The sequence below is a fragment of the Candidatus Acidulodesulfobacterium ferriphilum genome (genome assembly GCA_004195035.1).
GTDB classification, from domain to species: Bacteria; SZUA-79; SZUA-79; order Acidulodesulfobacterales; family Acidulodesulfobacteraceae; genus Acidulodesulfobacterium; species Acidulodesulfobacterium ferriphilum.
This window is the reverse complement of the sequence record SGBD01000001.1, coordinates 742130-768023: the sequence shown is the minus strand read 5'-3', so window position 1 is coordinate 768023 and position 25894 is coordinate 742130. Positions and strand designations below refer to the sequence as shown.

Annotated in this window: 22 protein-coding genes and 1 pseudogene; 12 read left to right on the top strand and 11 right to left on the bottom strand. The window is 38.5% G+C overall.

Annotated elements, in window-relative coordinates; genetic code table 11:
- Window positions 1–18 precede the first annotated feature (18 nt).
- Entirely contained in the window at window positions 19–1146 is a 1128-nt protein-coding gene (gene moaA / locus EVJ47_03905) for a GTP 3',8-cyclase MoaA (GenBank protein ID RZD15425.1), read from the bottom strand.
- A gap of 22 nt (window positions 1147–1168) precedes the next feature.
- A complete protein-coding gene (locus EVJ47_03900) occupies window positions 1169–3541 on the bottom strand; it encodes a PBP1A family penicillin-binding protein (GenBank protein RZD15424.1) in 2373 nt (790 codons plus the stop codon).
- Between the two features lie 272 nt (window positions 3542–3813).
- Here EVJ47_03900 and EVJ47_03895 point away from each other — a divergent pair, with 272 nt between their 5' ends.
- Window positions 3814–4227, top strand: coding sequence for a hypothetical protein (locus EVJ47_03895; GenBank protein RZD15423.1), 414 nt, complete (start codon window positions 3814–3816; stop codon window positions 4225–4227).
- Between the two features lie 152 nt (window positions 4228–4379).
- Here EVJ47_03895 and EVJ47_03890 read toward each other — a convergent pair whose 3' ends face one another.
- Window positions 4380–5585 carry an HTH domain-containing protein gene (locus EVJ47_03890; GenBank protein ID RZD15422.1) on the bottom strand — a complete coding sequence of 402 codons (1206 nt, stop codon included), beginning with the start codon at window positions 5583–5585 and terminating at the stop codon, window positions 4380–4382.
- Window positions 5586–6080: 495 nt separating this feature from the next.
- The gene (locus tag EVJ47_03885; GenBank protein ID RZD15421.1) at window positions 6081–6266 is read right to left on the bottom strand and encodes a DUF488 family protein; all 186 of its coding nucleotides are present in this window, start codon (window positions 6264–6266) and stop codon (window positions 6081–6083) included.
- Between the two features lie 96 nt (window positions 6267–6362).
- Between EVJ47_03885 and EVJ47_03880 the strand changes: the two genes are divergently transcribed.
- Both EVJ47_03880 and EVJ47_03875 read left to right on the top strand, forming a co-directional pair.
- Complete coding sequence (locus EVJ47_03880; protein RZD15420.1) at window positions 6363–6878, top strand: hypothetical protein; 516 nt, start codon at window positions 6363–6365, stop codon at window positions 6876–6878.
- Window positions 6875–7726 carry an SDR family oxidoreductase gene (locus tag EVJ47_03875; GenBank protein ID RZD15419.1) on the top strand — a complete coding sequence of 284 codons (852 nt, stop codon included), beginning with the start codon at window positions 6875–6877 and terminating at the stop codon, window positions 7724–7726. The genes EVJ47_03880 and EVJ47_03875 overlap by 4 nt, the downstream gene beginning before the upstream one ends.
- Before the next feature lie 21 nt (window positions 7727–7747).
- On the opposite strand, the pseudogene EVJ47_03870 reads toward EVJ47_03875, so the two are convergent.
- From EVJ47_03870 to EVJ47_03855, 4 genes and pseudogenes are all read right to left on the bottom strand, one after another.
- A pseudogene (locus EVJ47_03870) lies at window positions 7748–7928 on the bottom strand (hypothetical protein).
- Window positions 7929–8004: 76 nt separating this feature from the next.
- On the bottom strand, window positions 8005–8562 hold the full coding sequence (locus tag EVJ47_03865) for a sulfite oxidase-like oxidoreductase (GenBank protein ID RZD15418.1): 558 nt from the start codon (window positions 8560–8562) through the stop codon (window positions 8005–8007).
- Window positions 8563–8653: 91 nt separating this feature from the next.
- Complete coding sequence (locus EVJ47_03860; GenBank protein RZD15417.1) at window positions 8654–9043, bottom strand: DUF488 family protein; 390 nt, start codon at window positions 9041–9043, stop codon at window positions 8654–8656.
- 105 nt (window positions 9044–9148) lie between these two features.
- A complete protein-coding gene (locus tag EVJ47_03855) occupies window positions 9149–10519 on the bottom strand; it encodes a hypothetical protein (protein RZD15416.1) in 1371 nt (456 codons plus the stop codon).
- A gap of 106 nt (window positions 10520–10625) precedes the next feature.
- Here EVJ47_03855 and EVJ47_03850 point away from each other — a divergent pair, with 106 nt between their 5' ends.
- The 3 genes from EVJ47_03850 (at window position 10626) to EVJ47_03840 (ending at window position 14999) form a co-directional block, all read left to right on the top strand.
- Complete coding sequence (locus EVJ47_03850) at window positions 10626–11690, top strand: hypothetical protein (GenBank protein RZD15415.1); 1065 nt, start codon at window positions 10626–10628, stop codon at window positions 11688–11690.
- 28 nt (window positions 11691–11718) lie between these two features.
- Window positions 11719–14046: a type I DNA topoisomerase gene (gene topA / locus EVJ47_03845; protein RZD15414.1), complete on the top strand. Its 2328-nt coding sequence runs from the start codon at window positions 11719–11721 to the stop codon at window positions 14044–14046.
- Window positions 14047–14165: 119 nt separating this feature from the next.
- The gene (locus EVJ47_03840) at window positions 14166–14999 is read left to right on the top strand and encodes a HAMP domain-containing protein (protein RZD15413.1); all 834 of its coding nucleotides are present in this window, start codon (window positions 14166–14168) and stop codon (window positions 14997–14999) included.
- A gap of 75 nt (window positions 15000–15074) precedes the next feature.
- Here EVJ47_03840 and maf read toward each other — a convergent pair whose 3' ends face one another.
- Genes maf through proC form a run of 3 tightly spaced genes read right to left on the bottom strand, consistent with a single transcriptional unit; the run spans window position 15075 to window position 17265 of the window.
- Entirely contained in the window at window positions 15075–15659 is a 585-nt protein-coding gene (gene maf, locus EVJ47_03835; GenBank protein ID RZD15412.1) for a septum formation protein Maf, read from the bottom strand.
- A 34-nt stretch (window positions 15660–15693) separates the two neighbouring features.
- Complete coding sequence (locus EVJ47_03830) at window positions 15694–16410, bottom strand: YggS family pyridoxal phosphate-dependent enzyme (protein RZD15411.1); 717 nt, start codon at window positions 16408–16410, stop codon at window positions 15694–15696.
- A gap of 3 nt (window positions 16411–16413) precedes the next feature.
- A complete protein-coding gene (gene proC, locus EVJ47_03825) occupies window positions 16414–17265 on the bottom strand; it encodes a pyrroline-5-carboxylate reductase (GenBank protein ID RZD15410.1) in 852 nt (283 codons plus the stop codon).
- Window positions 17266–17515: 250 nt separating this feature from the next.
- On the opposite strand from proC, the gene EVJ47_03820 reads away from it, so the two are divergent.
- The 6 genes from EVJ47_03820 (at window position 17516) to EVJ47_03795 (ending at window position 25821) form a co-directional block, all read left to right on the top strand.
- The gene (locus tag EVJ47_03820) at window positions 17516–17956 is read left to right on the top strand and encodes a hypothetical protein (GenBank protein RZD15409.1); all 441 of its coding nucleotides are present in this window, start codon (window positions 17516–17518) and stop codon (window positions 17954–17956) included.
- 179 nt (window positions 17957–18135) lie between these two features.
- On the top strand, window positions 18136–18699 hold the full coding sequence (locus EVJ47_03815; GenBank protein RZD15408.1) for a cytochrome c: 564 nt from the start codon (window positions 18136–18138) through the stop codon (window positions 18697–18699).
- Window positions 18700–18840: 141 nt separating this feature from the next.
- Complete coding sequence (locus tag EVJ47_03810; protein ID RZD15407.1) at window positions 18841–20163, top strand: TolC family protein; 1323 nt, start codon at window positions 18841–18843, stop codon at window positions 20161–20163.
- A gap of 34 nt (window positions 20164–20197) precedes the next feature.
- Window positions 20198–21556, top strand: coding sequence for an efflux RND transporter periplasmic adaptor subunit (locus tag EVJ47_03805; GenBank protein RZD15406.1), 1359 nt, complete (start codon window positions 20198–20200; stop codon window positions 21554–21556).
- Between the two features lie 79 nt (window positions 21557–21635).
- Window positions 21636–24791 carry an efflux RND transporter permease subunit gene (locus tag EVJ47_03800; GenBank protein ID RZD15405.1) on the top strand — a complete coding sequence of 1052 codons (3156 nt, stop codon included), beginning with the start codon at window positions 21636–21638 and terminating at the stop codon, window positions 24789–24791.
- A 484-nt stretch (window positions 24792–25275) separates the two neighbouring features.
- Complete coding sequence (locus tag EVJ47_03795) at window positions 25276–25821, top strand: hypothetical protein (GenBank protein RZD15404.1); 546 nt, start codon at window positions 25276–25278, stop codon at window positions 25819–25821.
- The last annotated feature ends 73 nt before the right edge of the window (window positions 25822–25894 follow it).

Genomic DNA, 25894 nt, shown 5'->3' with positions numbered 1-25894 from the left:
GCAGTGTTTTAGTAATCATTACCCGCCGATTCCGTTCATAAAATCGTTAGCCCATAATAAAGAACCGGGCTTTTTAGCCTTTTCGCTAAAATTATGCTTATCCTGTTTTAACTGGATTAAACCTGCAACCCAGTTAAAAATAGCTTCGTCATCCCGTCCGACGCTTAGAATTTCTTTAATGTCATATTCGCTGTCGTAAAAAAGGCAAAGCCTTAGTTTGCCAGAAGCCGTAAGCCGCAACCTGTTGCAGCCTGTGCAAAAATGCTCCGATAACGGACTTATAAATCCGATAACCGCGTTGCTATCCTTAAATCCATATTCTTTACTAACCGCTTGATACCCGTTCCCTGAAATCAGCTCAAAGCCGTCAAACACGCTTCTTATTTTCTCCTCAATCCATTTTGATGTGATAGTTTCCGTAATATTTCCGCCGATAGGCATATATTCGATAAACCTTAAGTTAATTTCAAATTCCCTTGCAAAATTTACGAAATCTATTATCTCGTCGTCATTTATCCCTTTTATCAGTACCGTATTGATTTTTATGGGGTTAAAACCTGTTTTTTGCGCAAGCTTTATGCCCATTAAAACATCTTTTAAATTGCCCATCCTCGAAATTTGCCGGAACCTGTCTTCTTTCAAAGAATCAAGGCTTATATTAATCCTTTTGAGTCCTGCATTATAAAGCTCGGCTGCATATTTTTCAAGAAGCGTTCCGTTCGTGGTCATGGAAATATCGGTTATGCCCGTTATTTTACCCAAATTGCGGGTAAAGTCCACTAAGCCCTTCCTCACTAAGGGCTCGCCGCCGGTAATTCTTATCTTATTAACCCCGTGATTTGCCAGGACATTAACAAATCTCAAAATATCCTCATAAGATATTATCTCGCTGTGGCTTAAAGGATTAATCCCTTTTTCCGGCATGCAATAAACGCATCTTAAGTTGCACCTGTCCGTTATGCTTACCCTTAAATAGGTTATTTTCCGGCCATGGCTGTCTATCAAAGGTTTTGGCGTATTCAAAATAATTTTATCCTCTCGTTTGTCGTTCCCCTGCCCAGAAGCTCTGAAGAGGGCAGGCTCTGCACGTCTTTTGCCTGCGTTTAAAAGTGCATGCCGCCTTTGCAGGTGAAAGGCGGCAGGAATCTATATAGCTAAAATAAAATAATTAAAACAGTCCAAAAAACAACTGCGGGTTTTTGATCTTTTTTTGTTTTTTACTCAAGGTCGGCTCTGTCCCCGAAACATACGGCATCAAAATCGGATCCTTATAATTTGAATTTGCAATTAAACCCGTGTGAGGATTAATTTCCGCAAATACCACTCCTTTTGGAATTTTAAATGCCTTCGGAGGATAAATATTCAGCGCCTTAGACATGTAAGCGTCCCAAATCGGCGCGGCAGTGATAGCCCCGACCATAAATCTTCCCATCGAATGAAAATCGTCCAGCCCAGTCCAAACACCGGTTACCAAAGAAGACGTGTATCCCATGAACAAGCCGTCCCTGTACTGGCTTGACGAACCTGTTTTCCCCGCGACATACGGGGTAATTTTCCTTATTTTCGAGACGGTAACGCCGGTTCCGTTTGTAATGACCCGTTCAAGCATATTTGTCAGAACATAAGCAACCTGAGGGGTCAGCACCTGTTTACAGACAGGCGTATTATGATAAAGGGTTTTACCTGCGGGCGTCAGTATCTTTACGATAAAAATGGGCTTGCACTCCTTTCCGCCGTTAGAAAACGCGGTATAAGCATCCGTTAAATCGATAAGCCTGACGCTTGACGAACCCAGAGCCATAGTAAGGTTTCTTACGACATGGCGGATACCCATCTCGTTTGCTAAATTCGCCACTTTATCCACACCGACCTTCTCCAAAAGCTTTACGGCAATAACATCGATGGAGTGCGCCAGTCCTATTAAAAGCGTCGTCGGGCCGGTAAACCGGCGCGAAAAATTGTGGGGCTTATAATACTTCCCCTGAACCCCCGTCGGATAAATCACGGGAGTGTTGTTTATTAAAGAAGAAGGGGAGTACCCGAGCGTTAAAGCCTCGGCATATACGATAGGTTTGAATGCCGAACCGGTTTGCCTTTTGGCATAAAGCGCCCTGTTAAACTGAGTATCTTTAAAACTGTAACCGCCGACCATGGCTTTCACATACCCGTTTTTAGGGTCAATCGAAACTAACGCCCCTTCGATAACATCCTTTTCTTCTAAGGAAAAAATGGGCGTATGGTTTTTATCTGCGCCGTCAAATTTGACTAATATTTCATATCCGGGCTTTAGGGCCTGATTCACATTGCTAACGGTTCTATAAGCAAAATAAACATAGCGTTCAAACCTGGATGCCCACCTCATATTATTAACGGGAAGAATCCCTTTGAATTTCCCGACGGTAACATAAGCAAGCTGCCCATCAGGGGAAACGCCGGTAACAAACCCCTTATAAATACTGCCTATGTATAAACCTTCTACCCGGTTTTTATTTTCGTTAATTTTTTTAAGCATTTCATCATAGCTTAACTTTTTAAGAGGACCGGTATAACCGTATTCGTGAGAAAGTTTAGTAAGTCCGGGTTTTACGGCTTCGTCGGCATATTTCTGCGCCCTTGCGCTTAAGGCGGAGTAAATCTTAAGTCCGCCCTCTTTATAAACGGTTTTACCGTACTTATCTATAATCCTCTGCTTGATAAAGGCAAGATAGTATGGAGCAATCCCGTAATATTTAAAGTAGTTGTGAAAAACAAGTTTTGTATTATAGGCGGATATAGCCTGCGCCTTAGAAATGAATCCGTCATTGGCCATCTGTTCCAGAACATATTTCTGCCTTCTTTTGGCATCTTTAAAATGAATATAAGGGTCTAAAAACGACGGCGCCTGCGGAAGCCCTCCAAGCATAGCCGCCTGAGCAAGGTTTAGTTTCCATACCGGCACTCCGAAATATGTGAGGGAAGCCGCCTCAACGCCATATGCGTTGTTGCCCAGGTATATTTGATTAAGATAAATATCTAAAATATCGTTTTTTGATAAATTATTTGCTATACGGTAAGCTAAAATAGCCTCTCTCAGCTTCCAGATGTATGTCCTTTCATACGGAACGAGAAGGGTTTTTGCCACCTGCTGTGTTATCGTCGAACCACCCTCGACAATGCGTCCCGCCGTGAGATTAACTACAAAAGCCCTCGCAATTGCCTTATAATCGAGCGGTCCCTGACTATAAAAATTTTTATCTTCCGCCGCCAAAAAAGCCTCCCTGACCTGCAGAGGTATATTTGAAAAAGGAACAACCTCCCTGTTTACCGAACCTAAGTAGCCTACAAGTTTTCCGCTGGATGAATATACATAATTCACCTGCTGCGGATGATAACTCTTAAGGGAGATAATATTGGGAACGGTGGATGAAAGCAAAAAATAAAGAACGGCTACAATGATAAAAGGTGCAAGTATTAAGACGAAAGCCGCGATTGCTATTATCCCTATTAATTTTTTTTTCGTTTTTTTAGGTTTGTTTTTATTTACCTGTTTCTTTACGGACATTAAAGTTCCACAAATAAATTTAAATTAATTAATTTTATACACATTGTTACATTATACAATATAAATTTTAAGTTTAAAAGTTTAAGGCGCAGGAGCAATGATTTAACAGGTTTTTAAGGATATAATTTTCAAAATGTAATTTATACATAATAAATATAAATCATAAATTTTTAGCCGAAATAATCGAAATAGGGTATAATGTTATGGTAAAATAATATAAAACGAAATGAAAACAGAATAAACGTAAAGAAAATTAAAAAAAGGAGAAAAAGATGCCTTACAAAGTAGATACCGTGGCTTTTTCCGGCCTCTTGAAATGGGAAGATGTCGAAAAGCTAATAGGCGCAGTCAAAAACTCCGGCTCATCCTGGTATTATGTCTATACGCAGCTTGATGATGAGAAAGCTGAATTAGGCGCCGGCAAAGCAGCCGATTTTATAAGCGAAAGAATGGAAGAAATTAAAAAGTTAGATAAGATTTGCGGATGGTTTTATGTCCATACTAAAGAAAACCCTTCCATAATAAAGATTTATCATCCAAGAATGTCGGGCGGCGGCTGTTCGATATCCACCCCTCCGCCATGGATAATCGTTTCTATTGAAAAACCCGAAGATATAGCCGATTTAGAATCGTACAAACCTTTGGTAAAACCCGAAAAAAAGGGGATATTTAAGATATTCGGCTGATTGGCCCAATTAAAACGGATATGAAAAATAGCAATCGCCTGAGTTCAGACATTGCAATTAAAATAAAAATTTGCCGTTATAAATTTATAAAAATAACCGAGGAAGAGTTTCTAAATATTTTAAAAACGGTAGGAATTTAAGCAAATAAATCTTTAATATAGAAATCCAAAAAGCCAAAGAGGTATTTTTCTTTTATAGCCTATTTCTATTCCGTCCAATGCAAGAAATGAATTTTCTATATCTTTTATTTGTGAAAAATCTTTATTCTTTCCGCCTATTTCAAAAATAAACTTATCGTCAACTATAAAATCTCCTGATTTATAGCTATTTACTCTTTGTACTACCGCTGAAACTTGATTTATGAAAAAAATTTCTCTTATTGTTCCCAAGCTGTTATTATTGCAGAGAGCATAAACTAAATTAGAATTATTCAGGTATAATTTTTCAGGTTTAGTCATTATCCCATATCCTTTAGCTTTTTGATATAATACCGTAATTAAATGTGATTCATTAAGGTTTTTAATATATTTATAAACTGTATTTCTATCTATTTCTGCAGAAGCAGCAAGTTTCTCTATATTAATTTTAAAAGGGTCAGATGCACAAAGTATATCTAAAAGTTTTTTAATTTTATGAATATGGGAAGGATGTATAAGTCCAAGGATTACCATATCTCCTTCGAGCACTTCATTTATAACATTATATAATTTAATTAAATATCCACTTTTGCTTTCCTTATAAAATGGATAGTATCCATAATTTAAATATTTTTCAAAATATGATAGCGGCTTAATTTTATTTGTAATATTCAAAGATACGGCATAATGATTTTGTACAATATCTTTTATACTTACGGCAGGAAAATTTAAACCTGTTTCTAAATTAATAAATTCTCTAAAAGATAATCCATTCATGTTGTAAACTATTGCTCTTCTTGATAAATCAACCCCATCCCTTTTTAAGTGCAATTCGCTGCTGCCTGAAAATATAATCTTTAATTTTTTAAAAGAATCGTAAATAGATTTTATATGCTGGTGAAAATTGTTATATTTATGAACCTCATCTAAAATAAGCAATTTTCCATTTTTGGCTACAAAATCTTCTGTAAAAAGCGTCAAATTAATCCCTGCTACTATAGGATTGTCTAAAGAAAGATATAGTCCATCTTCAGGATTGATAAAATTTTTTTTAAGATATTGCAGCATTAAAGTAGATTTTCCGACCCCTCTTTGCCCTACAATTCCTATTAATCTTTCATTAAAATCAATTTTGTCGTATAGATATCGCGTGAAAGATAATGGTGTATCGTTAATTATGCCGGCATGGAATCTTACTATATTTTCTAAAAAATCAGCCATACATTAAAATTTAATAATTTAACTTTGATTGGTTTGTATATTTATAATAAGCAGAATATCAATAATTATGCTTATTATGATAAGCATTTTAAATATATATTTGCTTATTATGATAAGTATAATATGTAATGAGAAAGAAAGCAATAAAATAGTTTAACCCAAATCCCGATTTAGGATTTTATTTTCTGGATTCCCCTTCGCTCTCGGCTTTCAGCCTCGTGAAGTTTCAAAGAAACTTTCCCGCCTACGCGGGAATGACTTTGAGAGGATTTATCGTTTCACCCTTTGGGTGTCATTCCCGCGAAAGCGGGAATCCAGAATTGCTTATTATTAGTTTTATCATCTTTATAAATTTATAATTTATTATATATTTTAATTAAATTAAGTAATGTCATTAGAGCAATTTGGATGCGATTTTTATATTCTTAATTTGCAATTTGTGTAGCGTGCAAAATGCATATGACTTTTAACCTTCGGAAACATTATTTTTCATTTTCACATATTAAAATTAAGTTTTTGACCATGACTTTTCTTAAATTCATTTGAAGGAGCGATGTCTTTAAACCAGAAATTTATTTCGGCTTTTTCTTTGCTTACGCCCCTCGGCCATAGCCTATCGACCAATATTCTTATGCCGTCTTCCTCCGACGGTTCGTCGTAAATCCTTTTTATGTTTATCATGATATTTTTACCTCCTTAATATAATATATATATTATATTAAGTATAAATTTTTAAGGTATAATGAACAATATAAACATATCGATTATAAAGATAAAATGACCGAAGAAGAGTTTATTAATATTTTAAAAACTGGAAGTTTTAAAGAGCGGTTTGATGCCGTAAGCAGGGCTGACCCTGCTTATCTTACCCGTGCCGTAAGCGATAAAGACGAAAATATAAGGTACAAAGCCGCCTCGAGAATACCGCCTGAAAATTTAGCGCCCCTTATAAGCGACCCTTACAAAGAAGTTCGCTTAATCGTCGCGAAAAGAATCAATGCGAAAGAACTGCCGAAGATGATTAACGATAAATCGTTCTGGGTAAGGCATGCCGTTGCGGAAAGAATAGACAAATCGTTTTTGCCTTCACTTGTAGAGGATAAAGAGCCTATCGTAAGGATTATGGTTGCGGAAAGAATCGATGAAGAATATTTAAAAGACATGGTTAAAGACGGAGAACCGTTGGTTAGAAAGGCGGTTGCAAAAAGAATTCCTGCGCAATATCTTTTTTTATTGCGGAATGACGCCAGCGAAAGCGTCAGGAATATCGTATCGGAGAGGCTTAAACTATGAAAACGGTTCTTATTACCGGCTCAACAGACGGAATAGGCAAGCAGACGGCGATTATCCTTGCCAAAAAAGGTTTTTTTGTGTTAATACACGGAAGAAGCGGGGAGAAATGCAAGCAAACCGTGGATGAAATTTCCGCCTTAACTAAAAATAAACATTTGGATTACTTTGTTTATGACTTAATATCTTTAAAAGAGGTTTTTAACTTTTTCAACGAGGTTAAAAGGAGATACGATAATCTGGATGTCTTAATAAACAATGCGGGCGTTTATTTAAACGATTATACACTTTCCCCCGAGGGCATAGAGGCAACATTTCAGATAAACTATCTTTCCATGTTTTTTCTGACATTAAATCTCATTCCCATAATTAAACCGAGGCAATCCGAAGCGGCGCGCATAATAAACGTAAGTTCTATGGCGCATTCTTCCGAAATGGATTTTGAAAATTTAATAACCACGGCAAAATATGACGGACACAGGGCGTATGGTCTTTCCAAATTATGCGTCATTTATTTTACCATCGAATTAAGCGAAAGGCTGAAGGATAAAAATATCACGGTAAACTGCCTTCATCCTGGCGTAATAAATACAAAGTTGTTAAGGGCGGGCTGGGGCGGATTCGGCAAGTTTTTCAGCAGGGATGCGGGCGAAGGGGCAATTACGCCTGTTTATCTGGCAACCTCGGATGATGTAGCAAATATTACGGGAAAATACTTTAGTGACCTTAAAATAGTAAAACCGAATCCCGTAAGCCACGATATAAATGCAAGAAAAAAATTGTGGCAGCTTAGCGAAGAATCAATAAGGCAAAAAGGGTATGATGTGCAGGAACCGGATATAAATATATAAGATTCAATACAAATGCAGGAGTTAAGTTGTAACGGAAACAAACTCTTTTTCCGATTGAACGAACATTCCGCCGGAACCGCAACAGGGGTCAAGCACTCTACCCCTATAAGGCTCTATCATCTGAGCAAGGAGCTTAACTATGCATCTAGTGAGTATAAAACTGCCCGCCCTTTTTCCCTTCCGCATCCGCAAACTGTCCTAAATTCAAATTTACATAGATTAACCTTTAAAACTTTGGAAAGAGCGGTTTACTTACCTGTTTTCACCTAATATTATAATTACCTTTCCGAAGCATACCTTTCTTCTTTAAAGGGGTCTGCGCTATTGGAATAACCCCTTTGCTCCCAGTATCCAAGCTCTTCTTTATCTAAGAAAGTAACGGCTTTTACCCATTTGGCGCTTTTATATGCGTATTTACCGGGGATAACCAACCGCACCGGAAAACCGTGTTCGGGAGTTAAAACTTCTCCGCCGTATTTAATTGCAAGTATGGAATTATCTTTCAATAAAAAATCAATGCCCACATTTGTCGTATAACCGTCGTAGGAAGCTATCAAAACATGCTTTGCATATTTATGGGGTTTAACTTCCGCTATAATCTTTTTTGATAAAACGCCCTTCCATTCGGCGGATTCTTTCGTCCAGCCGGTAACGCAATGAAAGTCGTCTATTACTTTATCGTTTCCGATATTAACAATATCGGCATAAGTCAAAATGACGGGATTATCGACAAAGCCGTTTATCGTCAGCCTGTAATCTTCGACACTTATATCGGGAATATAACCTAAATCCAGTTGAATCAAATCGTCAACTTTGTTTTGATTTGGCGGAATCATATAATTTTTTTTACCGGCTTAAACCTTAAGCGGGTATGATTGTTATAATATTTAGCTATTATAATCAATAAAAATAACAAAATTTATTTGTTTATACCGATTTCAATATAAATTCTTTCAGAACTGCGGCATTATTGTTTATTTCGTCCTTCAGACCGTACAGCAGGGTTATATTTTTACCGCCGGTTTTTAATAATCGGGATATTTCCGCCAGCGAATTACCTGATTCCGGTTCGTCGAACGAATTACGGCTGTGGGAGTATTCTGAAAGCTCCTTTAAGTATCTTTTTTTAAATTCGTTAAAATCGATTGCCGCCGTATGATACAGTTTCCTTAATTCGTTTGAAGGAGCGATGTCTTTAAACCAGAAATTTATCTTGGCTTTTTCTTTGCTCATGCCTCTCGGCCATAGCCTATCGACCAATATTCTTATGCCGTCTTCGTCCGATGGTTCTTCATAAACTCTTTTTATGTTTATCATATTATTTTCACCATATTATATTTTATATTTACATTAGATTACTAAGAAAATACCATTTTTTATTTTGCGGCTGCAAGGCAGGTATTTGATTGGAATACTTATATTTTAGAAAGGGCTTTCGAGAATGTAAATCTTGTTGTTCTTGTATTTAAACAGGTACAGTCCTTTTTTAAACCTGTTGCCGCTTAAACGGCTGATGCCGCATACACCTCTGTACGACTTAACGCGTAAAATAGAACCGTAAAACGCAACGCCGTTAATATCTTTGTCCGGCAGGTTCTGTAACTGCCCCAAGCCTAAAGGCAGGGAACCGCCGCCGCTAATCGCCGCCGCCCCTGGGCGGGGAAGTTTCTCCGCCGCCTTAATCAATATCCCTCCGATATCGTAACCTTCGGCGCTGAGTATATTAGGCATTTTCCCATAATATTTTTTATACGCCGCATCGAATTTTTTAACGACGCCGTTGTCGTCATACTTAAAAAACCCGTTGGGAAAAATTGCGCCTTGCATATAAAATCCGTACTTTTCTACAAACGATTGCGAATCAAGCGAACTTAAGCCGAATATAGGAAACCCGTCAATATTATAATACATAAGCTGGGTCAAAATCAGCTCAAGCTTTGAGGGGCTTCCTATTACAAAAAGACCTTTAAAAGGGATGGTCGGTTTTGCCTTTGTTATGCCGTGCATAAGGTCGTAAGGGGTAACCCCGAGTTGCGCCTCCTCGGCTTTTGTTAAATGACCCTGTCCGACATTATGAAACCGGACGATTGAATTGAAATTATTAAAAAAATCGACCGTTTTGGAATCGTATGCGGCCGTATTTAAAATATTAATGCCGTATCTCAAAGAATAACGCCTTATATACGCAAGGATTTTTTCTCCGTAGCCGCCGTAAGGATATATGACCGAAATAGAATTTATACCGGCGTACGCGGCGTATTTAATTTCCGTTTTCATCTCCTGCTTTAAAGTCATGCCGTAACCGAAAACAAACGGCGAAATATCTTCTTTGGCCGCAAGCGGAGAGGGTGTTATTACCGGAATTTTAAATTTAACGGAATTATGCGCAAAATATTTTAATTGCCTCGCAAAAATCGGGCCGACCACGGCGCTTATTCCCTTTTTTGCCAAGGAGCCAAATATATAACCGATGTTAGTTCTGCCGGCATTTTCCGGTAAATTTACGATTACATACCTTATTTTTGAGCCGTCGGGGTTATTTGAGCTAAGCAGCAACCCGTTTATAAACTGTTTGCTAAAATAAGCAAACCTTCCTTCGGTCGGAAGCAGTACGGCAATTTTTATCGTTCCGCCTTTACCTGAAATATTTTTACCGTAAGCCGTATTTCCGTAAGACGGCAGAGGCGCAACGGCAATGGATAATAAAGGGGTTAGAACGGCAAGGCAGATTAACAAAAACCGAAATAATTTATTCTTCGCTTTTATAAAGATAAAACCCGTTGTCATTTTCATAAACAAAAAATCATTTTAATTTTTTTTATTTTATCATATTATTTAAATAAATTACAGGAAAAGATTACAAAAAATTTCAGATATAAAACCTCACACGCATGTGCTTATGACGGACGAAAAAGATTACCGGCTGGGCGAAAGCCCGCTATATTTTAATTACAGGATAAGACTGAAGGCTAAGGCGGAAGGATATATAAAAAACATCCAGGATAATTGCGATATTGCAGGGAGCGATTTCAAAAATTCCGCCTTTTACCATAAGTTTGCGGAAAAGGTCTCGGGCGAAATCGCCGCATTGAATAAACACTGCATAAAACCTATACAAACAACCCGCTTGATAAAAAATTGCGGAAAAAATTCTTTTACTCCCGCACTCCCGCAATTTTTGCATATCTATGACCCGCTTAACATTTTTAATATAAACATAAAGCCGCCTAAGGGTCTATTTTTGACATCGTCCAGATTCAAAGACGCTAAAATTTATAAGCCGGGCAAGAGTATATTAAAAGATTTTAAAGATTATTATGCAGGCAAAGGTAACGCAGAAGAGGGCTTTATTTGCATTGGAACAAACAGCGAGGCTGAAATAGAATTTATAGAAAAATTTGACGATCCTTCTCCGCTGATAATTTTACCGCATTATTCGCTGCTCACTTCCAGTATCCCAAATAAACAGGCTAAACTATCCAAAGTATCGCCAACCTCGAGGTTTGATTTTAAAAACATTTTGCAAATTTCTGCCTTAGACCCGTTTTCGAAAACTTCAAAATACGGATTCGCCTTAAGAAATAACCTTGCTTTTCATTTATCGGAAGAAATGGCTATACTGTATCTGTCGGAGAATAGTTCATTGTTAAGCGTTATGAAAAAATTTAAAGATGCGGGCAAACAGGTAAAGATTTTTGAAGGGGAACGGCATGCCAAAGGTATTCATAATAATTTAACCCTGCCCGGCAGCGATGCGGCTAAAAATAAAACGGAATACAGCCCTATTCAAGAATTTATATTAAAAACTTTGGAAAAAGAAAATATAACTATTGACAATTTAATAAAACTAAGCAATATTAAGTTTAATATTAACTCAAACGAAATTCTTAAGAATGTCTCGATGCTTGAGATGAATTCGGAAATAGAAAGATTCCCCGGCGGGGTTATTAAAAAATCAAATTAAATTAAAATAAAAATAATACTAAAACCTTATGAAAAATCTTGTACTTGTCGAATCTCCATCGAAAGCGCACACTATAAATAAATATCTGGGCGAGGATTTTATAGTTAAGGCTACGGTCGGGCATATTAAAAATTTACCCAAAAACACCCTTGGCGTCGATATAAAAAATGACTTCGAACCAAAATATGAAATTATAAAAGGCAAAGAAAAAACCATCGAAGAAATTAAGAAAATAGCAAAAAACGTGGAAACCGTATATCTTGCGGCAGACCCTGACAGGGAGGGTGAAGCTATAGCATGGAATATTAAAGAAATCATCGATACCATCAAAGGCAAAAAACCTGATGTGAAAAGGGTTCTTTTTAACGAAATAACAAAAGACGCTATAAAAAATGCTATAAAAAATCCTACTTCTTTGAATGAGCCAATGTATGAATCCCAAAAAGCAAGGAGAATTTTAGACAGGCTCGTCGGCTATAATCTTAGCCCGTTTTTATGGGAAAAAGTGCGCAGAGGACTTTCGGCGGGCAGGGTTCAGTCGGTTGCTTTATATTTGATTGTCGAAAGGGAAAAAGAAATAAAGGATTTTAAAAAAGAAGAGTTTTGGACTGTAACCGCGCTTTTTGATATAAAAGAAAATAAAATCATAAGCATAGAGTGCGAACTTTTTAAAATTAACGGAAAAGAACCTAAAATCAAAAACGAGGAAGAGGTTTCGGGATTAAAAGAAAAACTATTAAAAACGGATAACTATAAAATAGAGGAGATAGGCAAAAAACAATCGTCCAGAAAGCCTCCTCTTCCGCTTATTACGAGCACGCTCCAGCAGGAAGCCGCTAAAATTTTGAGATTTCCCGTTAAAAAAACAATGACGATAGCCCAGAAGCTTTATGAAGGAGTGGAACTGGGGACGGTGGAAGGGGTAAGCAATAAACCGTTAGGTCCAGTCGGTCTTATAACTTATATGAGAACGGATTCGACCAGAATATCCGGAATGTCCGCCGCCGCGGCCAAAAATTTTATAGAAAATTCATTCGGCAAAGAATATTTAAACAAAAACGAATTTAATAAAGGAAAGGGAAAAGCAGGGAAGATACAGGACGCACACGAAGCAATAAGGCCTACCGATGTTTTATTGACGCCTAAAAAAATTAAAGAATATCTGACCCCTGACGAATACAAACTATATAATCTAATATGGACTTATTTCGTGGCCTCGCTTATGAGCGAAAGCATATACGACCAATACAGCATAGTTATAAAGGGCATCTATAACGAACCGCAAGCTGATAAAAATACCGCATATACCTTTAAAACGACGGAGAGTGTTTTAAATTTTGACGGATTCCAAAAAGTAATAAATGAATCTGCGGTTGGCACAAGTTCAAATATTAAAGCCAAATCTGACGGCGAGGAGCAGGAAGATGCCGAAGCATCCCGTAGTTCCATATTAAAAATTTTTGCGCTTCTTACGAAAGGCGACCCCGCCGATATAAAAAAGGTTGATACTTTTCAGCATTTTACTTCACCTCCGCCCAGATACACCGAGGCAACCTTAGTAAAAGCCTTAGACGAAAACGGCATCGGCAGGCCGTCCACATATCAAAGCATCATTGCAAACATCAAAAATAAAGATTATGTGGCTATGACGACGGAATCGGCGGATGCCTCAAAAAAAGGCGGTTCCACGCAAAAGTTTAAGCCTACCGAATTGGGAATGACGGTTTCGGATATTTTAAAAGCAGGTTTTTCCGATATCGTAGATTTAAAATTTACGGCAAATATGGAAGCAAAACTTGACGGGATCGAAAAGGGAGCAATGAGCAGGAAAGAGCTGCTGGCAAATTTTTACGACCAATTTATGAAAAGCTTTGGCGCCGCCAAAATGAACATTAAAAACATAAAGGGAACTTCGGAACCCACGGATATAATTTGCGAAAAATGCGGGAAACCGATGGTAATAAAGATGGGGAGGTTCGGCAAGTTTCTGGCCTGCAGCGGATACCCCGAATGCAAAAACACTAAAGAGATTCCAAAAGAAAATGCGGAAGGCGGCGCTCAGGCGGATGAAACGGATGAAATATGCGAGAAATGCGGGAAACCGATGGTAATAAAAACCGGCAGATACGGCAAATTCCTTTCTTGCAGCGGATACCCCGAATGCAAAAATATAAAACCTATACCCGTTAAGCATAATAAATCCAAAATTCCCTGCCCAACCGGCTGCGGCGGCTATTTAGTCGAAAAGCGGACAAAAAAAGGCCGAAAATTTTACGGATGCTCTAATTATCCAAAATGCGATTACGCGGCATGGACATTGCCAAAACTGGCGGAAGGCGAGAAATCTTCCGACTAATATTAATTAATATAATAAATATAAATTTAAAAAGCCTGTTTATATAATCCATAAAACATATTTTCTAATTAACCAATCGTTCTTCTTATTTAATTTTATTTAATTAAAGGTGGTGTATTATGCCCAACGGCATTTTTAAATCTTTTCAGGATGTAAGGGTAAAGACAAAAATTATCGTTCCTCTTGTCTTGCTCGTCATTATTCCAATCGCTTTAATCGTTTACAACTCTTACAATCTCCAAAACAAACTTACTGTTTCTCTAACTAAACATGACGCTGTAGTAACTGCAAAAACAGCCCTCTCAAGTCTCAACGCCATGATGCTGAACGGGACAATTAAGAAAAAAACCGATAGAAAGGGGCTTTTTTCCATTTATAAAAAGATTAGGGGGATAAAAGACTTTCAGGTAATAAGGGGAGGAATTGTAAACGCCGAATTTGGAAAAGGACTTAAGGAAGAAGAACCGAGCTCTTCCTTTGATAATAAAATCTTAAGTTCGGATAAAACATCGACCGAAATTATTTATAAAAACGGCAAGCCCTTTGAACTTATGGTGGGAGTCCCTTTCGTGGCAAGAACAAATTCGAGGGGAATAAACTGTTTAATGTGCCATACAAGAGCTTCGTCGGGGGATATTTTAGGCGGCGTAAAGTTAATATACTCTCTGAAGCCTCTTAAAAATGCTCAAAACATTTTTATTAAAAATTCTGTGATTATTGCGGTAATTTTTATTGTTATCATTATCTTATTCCTTTATTTTATTATAAAAAGCGCAATAATAAAACCGATAACTAAAATGTCGAAACTTGCCGATGAAATATCGAAGGGGCATTTTACCGAAGAGATTGTCCATCCGAGAAATGATGAAATAGGCTCGCTTGCAAAATCATTTAACAGGATGCAGATAAGCCTCAAAAAGGCAATGGAGCTACTGAGGCGGGGGAACAAATAAGGCTCCCTGACACCCGCTGTTTAGACCCCCCTTTTTTTATAGGGGGGGTCTAAACTTGCATTTGCGCGGAAATTGCTATATCAAGTGATATTCATTTAATAGCGGGATTAATTTTTGAACGGGCAGTCCTAAAACATTTTCAAAAGAGCCTGCGTATGACTCCACAATCCCGTTATCATCTTGAATTCCATAACTTCCCGCCTTATCAAACGGGGGATATTTATTCAGATAATTTTTTATCTCGTCGTTATTTAACGGTTTTACCTTAACGAAGGTTTTATCGTAAGCGGTTCTATAAACATTTTTAAGCTTGTTGATCAGGCTGACACCTGTGTAAACCTCATGGGTTTTGCCCGAAAGTTCTTTTATCGTATTAAAGGCATCGTCAAAGTCTTTGGGTTTGCCGTAAACCGTTCCGTTCAGGCATATAACGGTATCGGAGCCTATTATAAAGTTATCGGGATAGTATTCCTGCAAACTTTCCGCCTTCTTTAACGCAAGATCCTGAACAAAACGACCGAGGGGCGCGCTTCCGTCAAACTGCGGTTCCACTTGAAGCCTGTGATTTACGACAATAAAACCCGCGCCTAATTGTTTAAGCAGAAATATTCTTCTTTCCGAAGACGATGCCAGTATTACCTGTTTTTTATAATATTCCACCTTAGGTTAATTTATTATCTTATTTATTATGTTATTATGCTGATTTAACTTTCGGGGGACGACTGCCGAATATTACGGTTCCAAGCCTTATTATAGTCGCGCCCTCCTCGATCGCCTCTTCGAAATCGCCCGATGTTCCCATCGAAAGGGTCGAAAGTTTTTCTTTATAAATGCCTTTATCGTTTATATCCTTAAGAAGTTCTCTTAAAGACTTAAAATATTTTCTATTATTTTTTTCCAAAGGGGGCATTGCCATAAGGCCTTTCAGCCGGAGTCCCTGCAATTTATTTATTTCTTTGACCAAATTATATGTTTCATCTATTGTCGCGCCGTTTTTGGTTTTTTCGCCGGCAAGGTTTACCTCGATTAAAATATCCGCAACGATATTTTGGGAAACCCCGCGGTTTTCAACGGCTTTCGCAAGCGGGACGCTGTCAATGGAATGAATTAAATCGACCTTTCCGGTTATATATTTAACTTTATTTTTTTGAAGATGCCCTATGATATGCCAGCGAAGGTCTTTATAGCCCGCAAGCAACTCAAACTTGGACAAAAACTCCTGAACATAGTTCTCCCCGAAAACCTTTATGCCACAGTTAAACGCTTCCAGAATCTCCCCGGGGCTTCTCGTTTTAGACGCCGCCAAAATCGTTATATCCGAGAAATCTCGGCCGCTTTTTACGGCGGCGGTTTTTACTTTTACATTTATATTTTTTATATTATCCGCTATTACAAGAGAAGATTCCGGCATTTTTTAAAGCAGCCCCTTTGCCCTCAAATACGCCGCATTTACGGCCGAGTCCAAAACATATTTAATTCTTCCTTCTTCTAACTTTGCAAGTCCGTAAGCCGTCGTGCCGCCCGGGGATGTTACCATATCTTTAAGGTCTTTCGTGGAAGATTTCGAAAATTCCGGAGCGTTTAGCAGAACAGCCGAACCGAGAAGCGTTTGAAGCGACAAAGTCTTTGCCGCATTTCTCGGAAGACCAAGTTTAACCCCCGCCTCGATAAGCCCTTCGGCAATTAAAAATACATACGCGGGGCCGCTCCCGCTTAAAGCGGTTACCGCATCAAAATATTTCTCCTCGATAACCAAAACCTTCGAGGATGTTTCCAATATTTCGGTTGCTATTTTTATATCTTCATCCGAAACATAATTATTGTAACACACCGCGCTCACCCCCTTACCCACTAAGGAGTTTATGTTCGGCATAATTCTGAATATTTTTATCGGGAAAATATTTTTCAGCGTCCGGTTGAAAACCTCTTCCATAAAGTCAACCTTAACCCCGCCAGCCATCGAAATAAACATTGGAAAATCTCTGCTATTTTTAAAACCGTTCAAGGCCTGAGCGGAAACCTCGAGCACGCTTTCCACGGAATAAGGTTTGACGGCAATAAAAACTATGTCGCAATTTTCGATAACCTCTCCTATGCTATTCAGCGGATTTACTCTCAAGGTATCCCTGACAAAATTTGCCCGTTCGGCATCGGTATCGTAAATCAAAATTTCCGCACCGGGCTTTACGCTAACCATTCCCTTAATAAGCCCGTAAGCCATATTGCCCGCACCTATAAAACCTATAACCCTGTTTTCTAACGACATTTTCCCTCCTTAACTTTGGAAGTTATTTATAAACGCACCGGCATTTTAAAACCGCCTTTCCTTATAACTATGTATATTATACCATTAAATCGGGTAGGAAGGTATGAGCATACTTAGGCGGGATTATGCTCGTGCCTACCATACATATATTGTTGTCTTACAAAGGCCCAAAGGCCGAGAATATCCTTGACATTTCCTATGGCAGGTGATATTCTTTCCAATGTAATGTATATATAATAATATATGTAATATGAAAATCCAAATACTTTTGAATAAAAAATATAAGTTTTTTCTATTTTTTCCTCTTGCCGCTATTGCGGTTTTTTCTCTAATCGGAGCTCCCGAAATAAGCTCCATGTTTAATGCTCCGATGATAATGTCCCCGATGCAGGCGGGAATGTCTATGAATACGATGCAGGCGGGACAGGCGGCGGGGAAACTTGTGCAAGGGGTGCAAAAAGCATCTCCGCTTACTTTTTTTAAAACCGTTTCGCCAAATTCCAATGAGTTAAATTTGCAGTCTTACGTAACCTGCGTAGAATGTCAGAATTTACCAACCACTTATTATCCCGTATCATTTTATTACGGTAGTTTTGTTAAAACAATCTCATCCCCGGGAAAATCCTATATTAAACATTTTTCTTCCGATATACCCCATCCCCCTCAAAACAGCCTTACCTTATTTAGTTAAATTAAACAGCCAATCTTTATCGCAAATGCATCGAACATAAGTTCGTCAGCTTAAGATATGATCCGCTATAGTTTTATCTATTATTGTATCTTATGCTATCATCCTATGTTTATGTTTAAGATGCTCGCAAATTAAAATTAACATAATTAAATTATTAAATTACAAGAAGGGAGTTCTTTATGAAAACAAAATATTTGCATAACAAGAAATTTGTAACTGTTTCGATATTATCGGTACTGTTAGTTATAGTGGTTATTGCAGGGATTTATTTAGCGAAATTTAGTTATGCTCAGGGTGCGGCTAACACCAGCGGCAATAAGGGAATGATGGGCATGGGCGGTAACGGAATGATGGGCGGTAACGGCGGCATGATGAACGGAATGATGGGCATGGGCAATAACATGACTGGAAAAGAGGTAAATAATATGGGACACAGGATGTTTCCCCAATATAAAGGTGTAAAAACCGGACCGGCTTTATTCCATTATGAAGGCTGTTTTATGTGCCATACGATAAACGGCTTAGGTGCCGGCGGCAACGATGCGCCCAATCTATCGCATATCGGCTCTATAAGAAGTTTTTCATGGATTGCGACCCAGATAGCCGACCCCTCCGCGCATTTTAAGAGAAACAGCGTAGTAACTTTAAGCGGGGTTAGATACAGGGCTGTTATGCCTTCTTTTAAAAATATGTCCTCAAAGAATATCGGCATACTGGCAAAGTATCTCGAATCCTTAAAATAATAAAAAGAGATTATTCAAAATTTTACCCTAATCCCGCACTCCTTACGCATCGCCATAACAAGGCGGGGCGGGGGATTAAGCGAAGTTCTCGTGCAGTATTGCAGGATTAGGATTTTATATTAATTATGGAGAATAAATAATATGAATATATTTAATTTATGCTGGTTAAAGCGAAAGGTTTTAATCCTGTTTTCTTTCTTTGTCATTTTAACAGGTTTAATCTTTTACGGCGGCAGGTCTTATGCGGCAGACGCATTGTCTTTAAAAATGCTTATAAAAAATGCCTTGAAAAATCCTGATATAACTTCATCCGCTCTGAAGGCTGAAGGGCGCAAAGAAGAAATTGCTATTGCAAAAGCCCTTCCGGAACCGGTGGCAGGAATAGGGCTTACCGACGCAAACGGGTTTAATAATCCCGGAATCGGGGTTAATGGGATGAGCTATATCGGCTTCAGTATAAGCCAGAAGATACCCTTTCCTTCGAAACTTGGAACAAAAAGCCAAATAAATAAGTATTCCTATATGTCGTCAAAAGCAAAAACAAGAGCATTAAAAATTAATACCGCTTATTTGGTCAAGGAAACCTATTATAATCTTGCTTTGTTAGAAAAACAGATTATTGTGGTGAAATATAACAGGCTGCTTTTAAATATAATCCTTAAAGATATTTCCCAAAAATACGGCACGGGAAGCGCTTCCGCTCCGGCTTATATCAGGACTATGCTGGAAGACGCATCGTTGAAATCGGAATTGTTTTCGCTTAATAAAGCCAAAGCTGAATTAATTTATTTACTGGGCGAACTCACAGGGTTAAAAGTTTCGTATATTAAATCCAGCCGCGCCGAACTGCCGAAAATATCGGAGGAAAAAAAGGGGGCAAAAACGGGCATGTCCCCGAAAGATAAATTAAACGAAAAAGAAGATATAAAAACGGCATATAAATTTAATCCGGAATTAAAATCGCTAAAATATCTCGCCAAAAAATCGGATTATGAAACCGCATATGCAAAGGAATCGTATCTTCCCGATTTTTATCTTAAAGCCGGTTACGGGGACAGATATTCGATGGTTCCCATTTTATCGGCTTCGGTCGGGTTATCCCTGCCCGTATATTTTAATTCCTATCAAAAACCTTTGATAAATAAAGCCGAAAAGGACAGGCTTGCGTCTATTTACGATATTAGCTGGGAAAAACTGCGCATTATAAAAAACATTAAAGTATATGCAAAAGATATGCGTTTAAACAAAAATAATTATAGATTATACGAAAGCCTGTATGTTCCCGAAGCAAAACTTCTTTTTAAAGCCGAAACGGCATCTTTTGAAGTAAAAAGGTCGTCCGCATTCCCGCTTTTAGACAGTTTCAGGAAGTTAATCGATTCGGAGTTTAAAAGAGATACATATAATGCAAAATATTATATAGACAAATCCCGTCTCGAACAGGTTATGGGAAAAATACAATAAAAATCAAAGAAATAAAATTAAGGAGTTTATTAGAATGAAAATTTTGAAAAAATTTCACGAGGCCGAAGGCCGAGAGCGAAGCGGTCAAGTTTCAAATAACGCTAAAAACATCTTAGTATTTTTATCCGCCTTTATTCTCGGCGGCATTATTACCGTTATAATTTTTAGAAATACGGGTATATTTACCGGAACGGATAACAGGATTCCCGCCGGAAAAAGCGTAAACGCAAAACCTAAGATGAAAATGGCTAAGGGCGGGGTAATGGTAAGCACGATTCAAAGACAGCTTTACGGTATAAAAGTCGGAAAAGTAAAATTAATGAAATTGACGAGAAAAATTAAAACTATAGGCGAGGTTGCTTACGGCGTTCCTTTAGAAAAAACCGTAACATTGAAATACGGCGGTTACGTCAAAAACCTCTTTATAAATAAACCCGGTATGAGCGTTTATAAAGGAGAGCCCCTTTTTACGGTTTACAGTCCGGAGTTGGTCAACAGCGAAAATGATTTCATACTTGCTTATAAAAATTATATAAAATTAAAAAAATCCGGTTTTAATTTCGGCAAAAATGAAGCTAAATCCTTTTTAAATTCCTCCGTCTTCAGGCTCAAACAGTTCGGCGTAACAAACAGCCAATTGAACATGCTAAAAATGGGAATGCTTATCTTAACGAACACGACGGTTTATTCGCCGGTAAACGGCGTCTTCTTGAAAAAATCTATTTTTTCCGGAAGTTATTTTAATGCGGGACAGCCGCTTTATAAACTGGCAGGACTGAGCCGCGTATGGATGAACATATGGGTCTATGAAAAGGATATGCCTTTCGTAAAAACGGGGGAAACGGTAAGGGTGAGATTTAACGCTTATCCCGGGCGGGTATTTTACGGCAGGGTTTCGTTTATTTACCCTTATCTTGCCGGCAAAAAAAGGGTTAACGAGGTCAGGCTTGTTTTTAACAATTCAAAAGGCGAAATAAAACCCGGTATGTACGGAAACGCCGAAATTATGATTAAAAGCGAAAAGATTATTGCGGTTCCTACATCTGCCGTTCTTATTACGGGGGCAAAACCGCTGGTTTTCGTTTATAAAGGAAAGGGATATTTTATGCCGAAATATGTCGTTATAGGGACAAGATACGGCGATTATTATCCGGTAATATCGGGCTTAAAAAACGGCGAGAGAATCGTCGTATCGGGAACCTTTCTTATGTCGAGCGACTCCAATCTGTCGCAGACTACCGGTTCTATGGCGGGAATGCCCGGAATGTCTGGAATGTCAAACAATTCAAATTTATCGCAAAAGACTTCTTTTAAGGCAGGAACGCAGGCAATATCAAACAACAGTGGCCGGCCAAAAAAGACTTCTTCTATGACCGGTATGCCCGGAATGTGACAAAAGCGATGCTTAAGAGTAATAAATTTAAAATTTAATATTAATATTAAGATGTTATTTAAAATACCGGGGAATATATATGATAAATAAAATAATAGATTACTGCATAAATAATCAGTTTTTGGTTTTTGTTTTTATGTTATTTCTGGGGCTCGGCGGGGTTTACGCAATTCACAACATAAGGCTTAATGCCCTTCCTAACATAGCGCCTTCAGAGGTTATCATTAAAACGGCGTGGCCGGGACAGCCGCCGAACATAGTCCAGCTTCAGGTAACCTACCCCATAGAGTCCTCGCTTATTTCGGCTCCGAGGGTTAAAGAGGTGAGGGGAAATTCTATGTACGGTACCTCTTTTGTTACGGTCGTATTTAAAAGAGGTACCTCGTTAGGATGGGCGAGGGCGCAGATACTTACATATCTTTCTCAGGCAAAAAAACTGCTTCCTCCGGGCGTTTCACCTGTTTTAAGCCCTTACGCAAACGGAGTGGACTGGGTTTACCAGTATGCGATAATAGACAAAGCGCATAATCAGAGTTTGGCGGATTTATATTCCTATCAGGAGTATTTCCTCAGATATGCCTTAGAAACCGTGCCGGGAGTGGCGCAGGTTGCGACTTACGGCGGCTGGAATAAAGAATATCAGGTTACGGTCAATCCGAAAGCGCTTCAGTATTACGATTTGTCGTTATCTCGGGTAATTAATAATATAAAATCTTCCAACTCCGATAATGGGGCAAGAATCATAAACTCTTCGTCGGGGGTAAGCCACTTAATCTATGTCAAAGGTTATCTTCACGATTTAAAACAGATACGAAACATAGTCGTGGGGGAGACGGCAGCCCACACGCCTGTTTTGGTCAAAAACATAGGAACGGTTCAATTGGTGCCTGCTTCAAGCCGTTCTATATCGGACCTAAACGGCAAAGGACAGATGATAGGCGGAGTCGTAATAAAAGACCAGGGCTCCGACACGCTGAAAGTAATCGCCGCCGTGAAGAATAAACTCAAAGAACTTAAAAACTCTCTTCCGAAAGGCGCGAAAATAATAACTACATACGACCAGAGCACACTTATTCACCGTTCCGTTTCTACGCTTAAAACCACGCTTATTATGATAGTTTTAATAGTTATTTTCGTTATTATGCTTTTCTTGTTTCATTTAAGGTCGTCCCTGGTTATAGTTATAATGATTCCGTTTGCTATTCTCGGGGCATTTTTTCTTATGTATATGCTCCACATAAGCGCGAACATCATGTCTCTTTCCGGCATAGCGCTTGCAATCGGCGCAATGACCGATTCCGCTATAGTAATGATTGAAAACGCCCATGCGCATCTGGAAATTTTAGAACGCGCGCCCGAAAAATGTCCATACGGCGGCATGGAAAACAGGGAAGATGCAAAAAAACTCTGCATCGTGGATTCGGCAAAAGAGATGGGCAAACCGCTTTTTTACTCGCTTATTATTATAGCCGTGGGATTTCTGCCCATTTTCTTTTTAACCGGCGAAGTAGGTGCATTGTTCAGGCCCTTAGCATACACTAAAACATTTTCGATGATTTTTGCGGCTGTTCTATCCGTTATATTCGTGCCTATTCTTATGGTTTATTTAATTAAAGGCAGGATAATGCCTTTAGACAAAAATCCTATGAACAGATTTTTAGTTTTTTTATACTCGCCCGTTTTAAAATTTGTCATGAAACATAAGGCTGTATTTTTGGCTATGCTGTTTGTTGTTTTGGCAAGCGGATACTTTGCGTTTGTCAGGCTCGGTTCGCAGTTTATGCCGCCCTTAAACGAAGGAACGCTTTTATATATGCCTTCCTCTACTCCGGGTTATTCTTACACCGATGCAGCACAGCTTTTACAGATAGAAGACAGGCTCATTAAAAAATTTCCGGAAGTAAAAATGGTCACCGGTAAAGCGGGCAGGGCAAATACGGCTTTCGACCCGGCGTCTTTAAGCATGGCCGAAACGACGATAGTTTTAAAAAGAAGGAAATACTGGCCTGCCGGCATGACCGCCTCAAAGCTTATTAATAAAATGAATAAAGCGTTAAATATACCCGGCCTCGAAAATGTATGGACTATGCCCATTAAAAACAGGATAGAAATGACGTCTGCCGGTTTAAGGACGCCTATAGGAATCAAAATATACGGCTCCAATGTAAAAACCCTGCAAAAATTGGCTGAGGGTGTTGCCGGAGCCGCCTCAATGGTAAAGGGAACATTGAGCGCATATGCCGAAAGAGTTTATAATAGACCATATATAGTAATTAAGCCGAATGCCGATGCTATGGGTTTTTACGGAATATCGCTTAAAAACATAAACGAAGCTATAGACTCCTCTGCGGGCGGCAAGACGATAAGCACTATTTACGACGGATTAGCCCGTTATCCGCTTTCGGTCAGATACCCTTATGCCTATAGAAATAACTTAAAATCTCTGAAAAACATACTGGTAAAAACCGACGGCGGGTTTATACCTTTGAAAGAACTTGCATCTATAAAGTATGAACTCGGTCCGTCTTTCATATCTTCCCAAGGCGGAACGCCTGACGACACCGTCGATATAACTTTAAACACGCCCAATATGGTATTATGGGCTAAAAACGCTAAAAAAATGATTAATGAATATGTTAAATTTCCCAAGGGCTATACATATAATATAAGCGGCGAATATAAATCCCTCAAAAGGGCAAACAACAAGCTTATGGTCATAATTCCAATAACAATATTTATTATTTTCCTTTTGATATATTTTAATTTTAAATCCGTACCGTTATCGCTTCTGGCGCTTTTTTCGATACCGTTTGCGTTAGTCGGAGCGTTCTGGTATCTCTACCTTATACATATAACGATGTCCATTGCCGTATGGGTCGGCATCATCGCCGCAATGGGGGTATCGACGGAAATAGGCGTGGTTATGATTTCCATACTGGAGCTTACGTTCCATAATGATTACGAAGCCGGCGCCGACATAGAGCAGATAGTAATCAAAGGCTCGATATTAAGGCTCCGCCCTATCGTTATGACGGCAATGTCCATCATCATCGGGCTTATTCCCGCAATGTTCGCCTACGGCACGGGAGCAAGAATGACAAAATTCATAGCGTCGCCTATGGTCGGCGGGATGATCACGGCTACGATACTTAACCTGCTTTTATTGCCGACGTTATATCTTATCTGGAAAAAATGGGAAATTGGACATAAATACTATTTCAGATATAGAAACTGATTTAGCAAAAGAGATGGTATTTTATCACTTACTTGGCTGGGCAGGTACTTAATCCTGCCTAAAGGCTTAAACTTGCCCGGCTCTTACAAAAAAATAAAAAATGAAACCAGCATTGTCGTCTTACATTTGACACGCCATAATTTTTGTGATAACCTAAATAACAATAGCAGTTATTAAAGTTGTTTTATTTTTATCCTACTTTGTTTGTCGATCTTTGAAAATTAACATTTATTTAAATTTAAGCAGTAATAAATGTTAATTTCCGCATACATTGCTTTTTATCCAGACTTCTCGACTACCGATAATAATTTCTTATAGAGGTGCTTTATATGCAATTTTCCATAAAGAATTGTTTCACGGCTGTTAATTTTTGCCGTTGCGATATTTTTCTTTTTCTTTTCTATCGTATGCTTGCCGCATAATTATAATACATATCCATTAAGTTAATCAAACTTAAATCAAACTAATTCAATGGAGGTTCAAAATGAAACTATTTATTTACTTAACTGCTTTGATGTCGCTTTTGGCATTTAGTGTCAATGCCAATGCTAATTTGTTAAATTCGCAGGGGCAGGCGCCGATGCCCCCGGCAAGTCCCCATTCTTCAAGCCGGTATGCCCCGCCGCAGCCTGATAACCAGCCATATGCTCCGCCTCCTACTAACGCTCCTTCCATTAATAATGCCAATAAGCCGGCAAAGTTATATGTAAGTCCCGATAAGATTAAGGCCGTTAAAAAAGTGGTGTCGAAAGCGGTCAATGCTCTGGCAAAAAAAAATTATACCAAATTCATTAAAACATCCTCGCCCGCATTTAAAAGCATCATAAGCAAAGCCAGCTTCGATAAAGTGTCAAACTCTCTAAATAATAAATTACAATTAAAAAACGGCTACGATATTAAATACTTGGTTGCATTAAAACAAGCGGGGCTTAAGTTTTATATGTGGAAATTAATGCTGAAAAGCGGAAAAGCCGTATATATTAAAACCGTAATTAAAAATAATAAAATTGCGGGAATGTCCTTTCTGTAATCGAGACAATAGAGGCGTTTACCTATCGCGTACCATCTAAACAAGCACAATTACCGTACGCGATAGATTGCCG